The sequence below is a fragment of the Streptomyces sp. NPDC056883 genome, assembly GCF_042788835.1.
In the GTDB taxonomy this organism is placed as follows: Bacteria; Actinomycetota; Actinomycetes; order Streptomycetales; family Streptomycetaceae; genus Streptomyces; species Streptomyces stoeckheimensis.
Genome location: NZ_JBHUBS010000022.1, coordinates 70,955 through 80,753 on the forward strand (window position 1 = coordinate 70,955; position 9,799 = coordinate 80,753).

Here is a 9,799-nt window from a genome sequence, read left to right on the forward strand (position 1 = left end):
TGGCAGGGCATGCGATCGGCAAGATCAATGTGGTGTGGTGGCACCAAGGTGCATGCACCTTGGTGCCACCCGATAGCCCTTCCGAGGCTGTTCGGGGGCGGACAGGATGGTGTTCACCGGAAGGGAGCGGGGCCGCGGAAAAGGCCCCGGACCTCCTCCCGGGAAATGCGTCAGAGTCCAGTCCACCCGAACTTTCAGGGAGTCTTCGATGTCCAGCTCCGCCCGCCTCGTCGCCGCCGTCCTCGCCCCCGCCGCCCTCACGGTCCTCTTCGCCGTCACGGGGTCCGGCTTCGGCGGCGGGATGGGCTGGGACGCCCCGGCGCCCACCACGGTCGCCGCTCCGGCCGCCGGCACCAACGGGATGGGCTGGGACTCCCACACGGCCGCCGCCCCGGTCGCCGGCACGAACGGGATGGGCTGGGACTGACGAATGCACATGATCGTCATCCCTTTAACCGGCGAAGGTTCCGAGAGACCGGAGCGCATGGCTCTGGTGGAGGACCTGCTGTGGGCGCACGCCGATCCGGACCTGGACCTCGAACACATCCGGGTACGCCGAGCCCGAAACGGCTTGGAAATCGTCGCGCTGATGGGCGGTACATCCGGAGCCCGCGCCCTGCACGGCGCACGGTCCCTCCTGGACCGGGCCCACGACGCCCTGGTGGCCCAGGGCTACACCGTGGCCACGCCCTCGCCCGCCTGACGGCGACCGCCGTCCGGGAATCCGCTGCCGCGCGGCGGCTCTCCCCAACTGATCGTCCCCTGAGGCACCCGACCGTCCTCTTCCGTGCCCGACCGGCCTCTGACGCACCCGACCGGCACCTGACGCACCTGACGCACCTGAACGTTCCCTGTTCCACCTGAACGTTCCCCGCTCCACCCGAACGTTCCCCCGCCCGGCCTGTCACGAGGGCGCCCGTCTCGGCGCCCGCGGCCTCCGCGGTGTCCTTCCCGCTGTCGCATCAACGTGCCGCCCGGCCTTCTCCGGCCGTCGTGACCCGGCCGCACGCCTTCAAGTCTTCGCAGTAACCCACGTCGCTCGTCCACGTATTCACACACAGGAGTTTCTGTCATGCGCATGTCCAAGAACACCGTTCGCAACGCCACCCGCACCGCCCTGGTGGCCACCGCTCTCGGCGCGGTGGCGCTCGGTGGCTCGCTCCCCTCCCAGGCCGCCGAGGCCCCGACGGGGAAGGCCTCCACGATGGCCGCGGCCGCCACCTCGACACTGGGCGGTCAGATCAGCCAGGCCGAGATACTCCAGCGGGCCCAGACCTGGGTCGACGCAGGGGTCCCGTACAACCAGGGGGCCACCTACAAGGACCCGCAGGGCAAGTCCTACCGCACCGACTGCTCAGGCCTGGTCTCCATGGCCTGGCACCTCAACGCCGGTATCGGCGCCACCACCTGGACCCTGCCCAACTACTCCACCAAGATCTCCAGCCTGGACGCCCTCGAGCCCGGCGACGCCCTCAACAACATCGACGCCCACGTCGTGCTGTTCGACAAGTGGACCGACTCCTCGAAGACCGAGATGTGGGTCTACGAGCACGCTCGGCCGGGCACCAACGCCCGCCACATCAAGTACACCAAGAGCTACATCGCCGGTCAGGGCATGAAGGGCTACCGCTACAACAAGGTGATCGACGCCCCCGTCACGGTTCCCGACAAGGGCATGACCGACGTGACGTCGGTCGGGGACATCACGGGTGACGGCATCGGCGACGTGATCGCCGTGGACGCCACGACCGGCGAGCTCTTCCGCTACTCCGGTCCGAACTTCACCGGCGGCACGGCCCGCGTCAAGATCGGCACCAACTGGGACTCCATGGGCGACATCGTGGGAGTGGGCGACCAGACCGGCGACGGCGTGGGCGACATCATCGCCACCGACGCCGCCACCGGTGACCTCTACCGCTACAGCGGCCCGAACTACGCCGGCGGCACCCGGGTCAAGATCGGGTCGAACTGGGACTCCATGCACGGCATCGCCTCGGTCGGCGACCTCACGGGTGACGGCAAGGGCGACATCATCGCCGTCGAGTCGGCCACCGGCGACCTGTACCGCTACTCCGGCCCCAACTTCACCGGCGGCTCCGCGGTCAAGATCGGCACCGGCTGGAACGTCTACGACACCCTCGTCGGCACCGGCGACCTCACGGGTGACGGCAAGGGCGACATCGTGGCGGTCGAGACCGCGACCGGTGACCTGTACCGCTACTCCGGCCCCTCCTTCAACGGCGGCAGCCGGGTCAAGATCGGCACCAACTGGAACTCGATGACCAACCTGACGGGTCCCGGTGACCTGAACAAGGACGGCGTCCCGGACCTCCTCGCGGTCAACTCGTCCACCGGGTTCCTCTTCCGCTACTCCGGCCCCAACTTCACCGGCGGCTCCGCGGTGCAGATCGGCACCAAGTGGTAGTCCGCCCGGTCTGATCCCCCCGGGATTCCCCTCCGGGAGATCCCCCCGCACGGCGGGGCCGCCCAGGCCACCTCGGCCCCGGCCCCGCCGTGCCACCGGCCGGCGGCCGTACGCCGACCCGCCGCCGCCCGCCCGCCTTCGCCGCCCTCCCGCGAGAACCCCGAGGTTTGTCATGCGTCCGCTGTTCCGCAAGAAGTCCGTCCTGCTGGCCCTGGTGGCCGCCCCCGTCGCCGCCCTCACCCTCCCCCTGCTGGCCGCCGCCCCGGCCTCGGCCGCCTCCGTCGCCACCTGGGACAAGGTCGCCCAGTGCGAGAGCACCGGGAACTGGGCCATCAACACCGGCAACGGCTACTACGGAGGACTCCAGTTCTCGAAGTCCACCTGGGAGTCCTTCGGCGGCACCAAGTACGCGGCGTACGCCCACCAGGCGACCAAGGAACAGCAGATCCGCATAGCCGAGAAGGTCCTCGCCACCCAGGGCGAGGGAGCCTGGCCGCACTGCGGTCCGGCCGCCAACCTCGGCGCCGACCACGCCAACCCCTACCCGGACGAGCCCGAGGCCCCGCAGGGCCAGATGGCCAACCTGACCGGTGTCGGCGACCTGACCGGCGACGGCAAGGGCGACATGGTCGCCGTCGAGGTGGCCAGCGGAGACCTCTACCGGTACTCGGGCCCGAACTTCAGCGGTGCCTCCGGCGCCCGGGTCAAGCTGGGCTTCGGCTGGAACAGCATGAGCCAGATCGTCGGCGTCGGCGATGTGACCGGCGACGGCAAGGGCGACCTCCTCGCCGTGGAGAAGACCACCGGCGACCTGTACCGCTACGCGGGCCCCACCTTCAGCGGCTCCTCCCGGGTCAAGGTCGGCAGCAACTGGGACACGATGAAGAACATCGCCTCGGTCGGTGACATCACCGGTGACGGCACGGGCGACATCGTCGCGGTCGAGAAGAGCACCGGAGACCTGTACCGCTACTCGGGCCCCTCCTACACGGGCGGCTCCGCGGTCAAGATCGGCACCGGCTGGAACATCTACTCCTCGATCACCGGAATCGGCGACGTGACGGGTGACGGCAAGGCGGACATCGTGGCGGTCAACGCCACGACCGGCGACCTGAACCGGTACTCCGGCCCCTCGTACGCCGGCTCGACCATGGTCAAGGTCGGCTCCAACTGGGACTCGATGCGCTCGCTGGCCGGCGTCGGCGACGTGACCGGCGACGGCAAGGGCGAGCTGCTGGCCGTCGAGAAGGCCACCGGCAACCTCCTCCGGTACACCGGTCCGACCTTCGCGGGCGGCTCCGCGGTCAAGATCGGCACCAACTGGTAGCAGCGCGGCGGCGCGTGGGACACCCGCACACACGGCGGGCCGGTGCGGGCCGAGTCCCGCCGGCCCGCCGCGTACGCCGTACCGGCCCGCCGACAGGGCTGGGCCCCGCTGCACCGCCCCTCGGGCTGAGCCCCGCCACCCCGCCCCGTCGCCCGCCGGCCCGCGCCTCCCCGACCTCTTCCTGGAGCCTCCGCATGTCCCGTCGCCCCACCGCCCTCTGGGCCGCCGCCGGCTCGGCGGTCCTCGCCCTCGCCGCCCTCGCGGTCGGCGCCGTCCCGGCCCAGGCCGACACGGTCAGCGCCTCCACCGCCCCGCCCCTGCGCTTCGTCAGCTACAACATCTGCGGCAACGTCTGCTCGGGTGCCTCGTACGACCAGCAGAAGCGGATCGACAGCATCGTCGCCCAGGCGGCCGTCACCACCTGGAACGCGGACCAGATCTTCCTCCAGGAGGTGTGCCGCCCGCAGTACGACGAGGTCCTGAAGCGCCTGGCGCCCCAGGGGTTCCGCGGCTCCTACAGCGCGACCCTGACCGGGAACCCGTCGGTCTGCGGCGGCCACGACTACGGCAACGCGGTACTCGTCAGGGGGCCGGTCTCCGAGTCCGTGGAACTGGACCTGACGGTCGGCGGGGAGAGCGAGCCGATCAAGGTGCCGTGCGTGAAGAACTACGTGCAGAACCGGCTCAACTGGGCCTGTTCGGTGCATCTCTACTGGGACAACGGAACGCTCGCCGCACCGGAGGCCGAGCGGCTGGCGGCCCAGGCCAAGACCTGGCAGGACCAGGGCATACCGGTGGTGCTGGGCGGCGACTTCAACCACTCGCCCCGCACCTCCTCGCTCACCCCGTTCTACGACGCGGGCATCAACGACAACGCTCGCGGCACCTTCATCGAGGCGGACGAGACCGACGGCGATTTCTTCGACCCGGCCGCCTGCACGGTGGGTCAGGAGCCGAGCTGCCGCTCCGGCGAACCGACCCGTGACGGCAAGAAGCTCGACTACGTCTTCTTCAGCTCGAAGGACTTCAAGTCGCCGAAGGGCGACGCGCTTCCGCTCGACCCCGCGGTCTCGGACCACCAGATGGTCCGGGGTGCGGCCACCTGGGCCGACTGCGGGCCCTTCGCGCCGGCCGCCGGTGCGCTCTTCAGCCGGGACGAGTCCGGCGCGCTGTTCCGCTACTCCGGCCGCGGGGGCAGCAGCCTGGCCGCCCCCTGCAAGACCGGCAGCGGATGGGGCGGCATGGCACGGGTGGTCCGCCTGAACGGGACGACGACCCTCGCGGCCGTCGACTCCGCCGGTGCGCTGTGGCACTACCCGGCCGATGCGACCGGCGCCTACTCGGGATCGACGCGGGTCTCCGCGGGGACCGGCTGGGGAGCCTGGGACACGCTGATCTCACCCGGAGACTTCTCCGGCGACGGCCGGGCCGACCTGATCACCCGTGCCGCGGACGGCGGACTCTGGCTCCACAAGGGCACGGCGGCCGCCGCCTATGCGGCGCCGGTGAAGATCGGTACGAACTGGAGCATCTACGCCGACCTGTTCTCGCCCGGCGACTTCACCGGTGACGGCCGGGCCGACCTGATCGGGCGGGAGCCCGCCGGTGACCTGTACCTGTACAAGGGCGACGGTGCGGGCGGGTACGCGCCCCGGCTGAAGGTCGCATCGGGCATGTCCGGTTACGACGCGATGCTCTCGCCGGGCGACATCACCGCCGACGGGAAGGCCGACCTGCTGGCCCGGAACGCCGCGGGCGGACTCTTCCTGCTGAAGGGCAACACCACGGGTGACGGCTTCGGGGCGCCGGTCAAGATCGGCAGCGGCTACCCGGCCGGCGGACTGCTCTTCTGACCCTTGCTTTCGATCCCCCGACGCGCACCGCCCCCGACCGGAAACCCGGTCGGGGGCGGTGGCGTGGGGCGGTGGCCGCACGGAGGGCGGCGGGCCCTCAGAGTCCCTGGACCAGGCCCTTGAGCAGGGCGGCCGAGGTCAGTTCGGCCGGGGCGGGGCCGGCGTGGAAGAAGCCGGCGTTGTCGGCATCCAGCTTGCGCAGGAAGTCGAATGCCTTGGCGTCGTGGTCGCCGAAGGCGACGAACTGCCAGTGGATGCCGGGGGCGGTGGTGGCCGCCTCGGCGAGCGCATCGCGGGCGGGCCGGACGCTGTCGGGCGCACCGTCCGTCTGGAACACGACCAGGGCCGGGCCCTCGCCGCCGTCCTTCTGGTAGCGCTCCACGACGGCCTCGACGGCGACGTGGTAGCTGGTGCGGCCCATCCGGCCGAGCTCCGCGTGGCGGGCCTCGACCCAGGCCTCGTCGTACGCGTCGAGGGACAGGTCGGCCGTGCCGTCCAGCTCGGTGGAGAAGAACACCGTACGGACGGTGGCCTCCTCGTCGAGGTGCGCGGCGAGGGCCAGGGCGTGGTCCGCGAGGTGCTGGACGCTGCCGTCCTTGAAGAACGGGCGCATCGAGCCCGACCGGTCGAGCACGAGGAACACGGTGGCGCGGGCGCCGGCCTTCCCCTTGGTGCGCAGGACCTGTCCGGCGGCCTTGTACGCGGCTGCGAGCGGGGGCGCTTGGCGCTTGACCGCGGCGAGGGCGTGCGCGGGGCCGCCTGCGGCGGCATCGGCGGTGAGGAGCTCGGGCTCCGCCTCGGTGATGACCTCGGCTTCGGCCGCCACGGGCTCCGCCTCGGGCTGCGGCTCGGCCTCGGCCGCCACGGGCTCCGCTTCGGCCGCCACGGGCTCCGCCTCGGCCGCCACGGGCTCCGCCTCGGCCGCCACGGGCTCCGCCTCGGCCGCCACGGGCTCCGCCTCGGCCGCGGCGGGCTCCGCCTCGGGCTCGGTGTCCGCTTCCGGGGCGGCTACGTCGGCCTGCGGCTCGGTGTCCGTCTTGGCGGCGGGCTCCTCCTCGGGCGCCGCGGCCGGGGCCGCTTCGGCCTCCGCCTCGGCGGCGACCGGCTCCGGCTCCGCCTCCGCGGCGACCGGCTCGGCCTCCGCTTCGGGGGTGGCTGCCTCGGCTTCCGCCACCTCGGCTGCGGCCTCGGGCTGGGGCTGCGTCACCTCTGCCTCGGTCACCTCTGCCTCGGCCGCGAGCGGCTCCGGCTCGGTGGCGGGCTCCGGTGCTGCCTCGGTGGCCTCTTCGGCCACCGTCTCGGCGACCGGTTCCGCTTCGGCGGCCACGGGCTCCGCTTCGGCGGCGGCCGGGGCCGCCGGGGCGGACGGCGTCGCGGGGGTCGCCGACGAGCCCCCGGTGGGGGAGCGGCGGGCCTCCGGGACCGTGGGGTCCGGGGTGGGGGCCGGGGCCGGGGCGGTGAGGACCGTGCCCGGCTCGAGGTCCCGCGGGGTGGACTGCGGGGGAACGGTGGGGTTGTCGAAGGAGGCGGCGACCAGCTCGGCCGCGGCGTCCAGGGGGGTGCGTTCGGTCTGGCTCGGGAGGGCCGCCGAAGTGGTGCCGGTCGTCTCCGGAACCGATTCAGAGGTCCGTCCGAACACCTTGCGCAACAAGCTCCGAATACCCATGGGCCAGGCCTTTCGCATGAGTGCGTGCATCATTTGTCCGTGCTGCGCGGTAGATCCCTGCCCAGAGTGGACACGTAAGGTTATCGGCCCCTTGGCTGGAACTTCGGGAGGGGCACCTTTCGTGGCGCCCAGGGCCCAAACACACCCGATCCGCCCCCGAACTGCCGCCCCGACGTGCCGGATTCACCGGGCGTTCATCCATCGGCCGCCGCTTCGGCGCAACCCGCCCATAGCGTCACCGACGGATTGTTCCGACACGTTGTCGGGGACCGTGCACCTACGGAGGACACTCGTGCGCAAGCTCCTGCCGCTCATCGGCACTTCTCACGGGGGCGGCCGTTCCGCTCTCACCTGCCGCTACCGCTGCGGCGACGCCTGCTTCCACGAGGTGCCGAACACCAGCGACAACGAGTACGTCGGCGACGTCATAGCCCGCGCCTACTCGCGCCGCGCGATGCTCCGCTCCGCCGCGGTCGTCACGGTCGCCTCGGCCGCCGGTACGGCCCTCACGCTGAGCGGCAACGGCTCTTCCGCTTCCGCGGACCCCGCCTTCGACGCGCAGCGCGCCGGCTCCGCCGGGGTCAACGCCGAGGGTGCCCGCGGCCTGCGCTTCAAGCCGGTCGCGCCGAACACCGCCGACCAGGTCACGGTCCCCGAGGGCCACGAGCAGAACGTGGTCATCCGCTGGGGCGACCCGATCGTCAAGGGCGCGCCGGGCTTCAACCCGGACAACCAGACCGCCGCCGCACAGGCCGGTCAGTTCGGCTACAACAACGACTTCCTGAGCCTGCTCCCGCTCGGCGGCGACTACGAGCGCCAGCAGCTGCTCGTGGCCAACCACGAGTACACGGACGAGAACCTCATGTTCAAGGGGTACGACTCGGCCAACCCGACCCGCGAGCAGGTCGAGATCGCCTGGGCCGCGCACGGCCTGTCCGTGGTCGCGGTCCAGGAGGACCACCGCAGCGGCAAGCTGACGGCCATCAGCCGCCACCGCCTCAACCGCCGTCTGACCGCGATCAGCGAGTTCCGGCTGACGGGTCCGGCCGCCGGCACCGACCTGGTGAAGACCTCGGTCGACGCCACCGGCACCAAGGTGCTCGGCACGCTCAACAACTGCGCCGGCGGCACCACCCCGTGGGGCACCACCCTCCACGGCGAGGAGAACTTCAACCAGTACTTCGGCAACGCCGGCCTGGTCACCGACCCCACCCAGGCGGCCCGCCTGAAGCGCTACGGCGTGACCGCCGGCGCCACCGAGCGCAAGTGGGAGCGGTTCGACAAGCGCTTCGACGTCGCGCAGGAGCCCAACGAGCCGCATCGCTTCGGCTGGGTCGTCGAGCTGGACCCGTACGACGTGAACTCCGTCCCGCGCAAGCGCACCGCGCTCGGCCGCTTCAAGCACGAGGCCGCGCAGCCCCGCCTGACCGAGGACGGCCGCCCCGTCGTCTACATGGGCGACGACGAGCGCTTCGACTACTTCTACAAGTTCGTCTCGTCGAAGCAGATGAAGAAGGGCGACTCGCGCGCGGCGAAGGAGCACAACCTCACGCTGCTCGACGAGGGCACCCTCTACGTCGCCAAGCTCACCGGTGACACCCCGGCCGCCGAGATCGACGGCACGGGCAAGCGCCCCACCGACGGCGAGTTCGACGGCTCCGGCGTCTGGATCAAGCTCCTCACCTCCTCCCCGGCCGGGAACGTCTCGCACGTCGAGGGCATGACCGCCGAGGAGGTGTCCGTCTTCACGCGCCTCGCCGGTGACAAGGTCGGCGCGACCAAGATGGACCGCCCCGAGGACGTGGAGCCCTCCCCGCGCACCGGCCGCGTCTACATCGCGCTGACGAACAACACGGACCGCGGCAAGCCCGGCAAGGAAGGCGCCACCGAGGCCAACCCGCGCAACCTGAACAAGCACGGCCAGATCCTGGAGCTCGCCGAGAACTTCGACGACCCGGCCGGCGACGGGTTCGCCTGGCGCCTCTTCCTGGTCGCGGGTGACCCGAACGACCCGGCGACCTACTTCGCGGGCTTCCCGAAGGACAAGGTCAGCCCGATCTCCTGCCCGGACAACGTGGCGTTCGACCCGCACGGCAACCTGTGGATCTCCACGGACGGCAACCAGCTCGGCTCGCACGACGGCCTGTTCGGCGTCGCGACCGCCGGCGAGCGCCGCGGTGAGCTGAAGCAGTTCCTGACCGTTCCGCGCGGTGCCGAGACCTGTGGCCCGATCATCCAGGACAAGCGCGTCCTGGTCGCCGTGCAGCACCCGGGCGAGATCGACGGTGCGTCCGTCGAGAAGCCGCAGTCGGTGTGGCCCGACGGTCCCGGCAAGATCGTCCGCCCGGCGGTCGTCTCGGTCTGGCGCAAGGACGGCAAGAACATCGGAGTCTGACGTCTGACGTCTGATCCGAGGTGAGTTGACCCGAGCGGGGGGGGGGGGGGGGTTTGGTGGGAAAACCCACCCCCCCCCTCCACCCCCCTTCCGCCGAAAACCAACCAAAAACAAGAGAACGGGTGCCACCCAC

The 9,799-nt window shown here is 71.4% G+C and carries 7 protein-coding genes; 6 read left to right on the forward strand and 1 reads right to left on the reverse strand.

The annotated features are described in order from the left end of the window. The first annotated feature begins 208 nt into the window (after positions 1-208). The 5 genes from ACFRU2_RS35975 (at position 209) to ACFRU2_RS35995 (ending at position 5,605) form a co-directional block, all read left to right on the forward strand. On the forward strand, positions 209-427 hold the full coding sequence (locus ACFRU2_RS35975; RefSeq protein WP_382980243.1) for a hypothetical protein: 219 nt from the start codon (positions 209-211) through the stop codon (positions 425-427). Positions 428-484: 57 nt separating this feature from the next. After that, a complete protein-coding gene (locus ACFRU2_RS35980) occupies positions 485-703 on the forward strand; it encodes a hypothetical protein (protein WP_382980244.1) in 219 nt (72 codons plus the stop codon). A 369-nt stretch (positions 704-1,072) separates the two neighbouring features. After that, the gene (locus ACFRU2_RS35985; protein ID WP_382980245.1) at positions 1,073-2,425 is read left to right on the forward strand and encodes an FG-GAP-like repeat-containing protein; all 1,353 of its coding nucleotides are present in this window, start codon (positions 1,073-1,075) and stop codon (positions 2,423-2,425) included. A 172-nt stretch (positions 2,426-2,597) separates the two neighbouring features. Beyond that, positions 2,598-3,752: a transglycosylase family protein gene (locus ACFRU2_RS35990; protein WP_382980246.1), complete on the forward strand. Its 1,155-nt coding sequence runs from the start codon at positions 2,598-2,600 to the stop codon at positions 3,750-3,752. Positions 3,753-3,946: 194 nt separating this feature from the next. Then, entirely contained in the window at positions 3,947-5,605 is a 1,659-nt protein-coding gene (locus tag ACFRU2_RS35995) for an endonuclease/exonuclease/phosphatase family protein (protein WP_382980248.1), read from the forward strand. A gap of 97 nt (positions 5,606-5,702) precedes the next feature. Here ACFRU2_RS35995 and ACFRU2_RS36000 read toward each other — a convergent pair whose 3' ends face one another. Further along, entirely contained in the window at positions 5,703-7,271 is a 1,569-nt protein-coding gene (locus ACFRU2_RS36000; RefSeq protein ID WP_382980250.1) for a VWA domain-containing protein, read from the reverse strand. A gap of 292 nt (positions 7,272-7,563) precedes the next feature. On the opposite strand from ACFRU2_RS36000, the gene ACFRU2_RS36005 reads away from it, so the two are divergent. Beyond that, positions 7,564-9,666 carry a PhoX family protein gene (locus ACFRU2_RS36005; protein WP_382980252.1) on the forward strand — a complete coding sequence of 701 codons (2,103 nt, stop codon included), beginning with the start codon at positions 7,564-7,566 and terminating at the stop codon, positions 9,664-9,666. The last annotated feature ends 133 nt before the right edge of the window (positions 9,667-9,799 follow it).

What these genes read in the sequence shown, in the direction of transcription:
- ACFRU2_RS35975 (WP_382980243.1), top strand. Translation starts at nt 209, where the DNA reads ATGTCCAGCTCCGCCCGCCTCGTCGCCGCCGTCCTCGCCCCCGCCGCC.
- ACFRU2_RS35980 (WP_382980244.1), top strand. Translation starts at nt 485, where the DNA reads ATGGCTCTGGTGGAGGACCTGCTGTGGGCGCACGCCGATCCGGACCTG.
- ACFRU2_RS35985 (WP_382980245.1), top strand. Translation starts at nt 1,073, where the DNA reads ATGCGCATGTCCAAGAACACCGTTCGCAACGCCACCCGCACCGCCCTG.
- ACFRU2_RS35990 (WP_382980246.1), top strand. Translation starts at nt 2,598, where the DNA reads ATGCGTCCGCTGTTCCGCAAGAAGTCCGTCCTGCTGGCCCTGGTGGCC.
- ACFRU2_RS35995 (WP_382980248.1), top strand. Translation starts at nt 3,947, where the DNA reads ATGTCCCGTCGCCCCACCGCCCTCTGGGCCGCCGCCGGCTCGGCGGTC.
- ACFRU2_RS36000 (WP_382980250.1), bottom strand. Translation starts at nt 7,271, where the DNA reads ATGGGTATTCGGAGCTTGTTGCGCAAGGTGTTCGGACGGACCTCTGAA.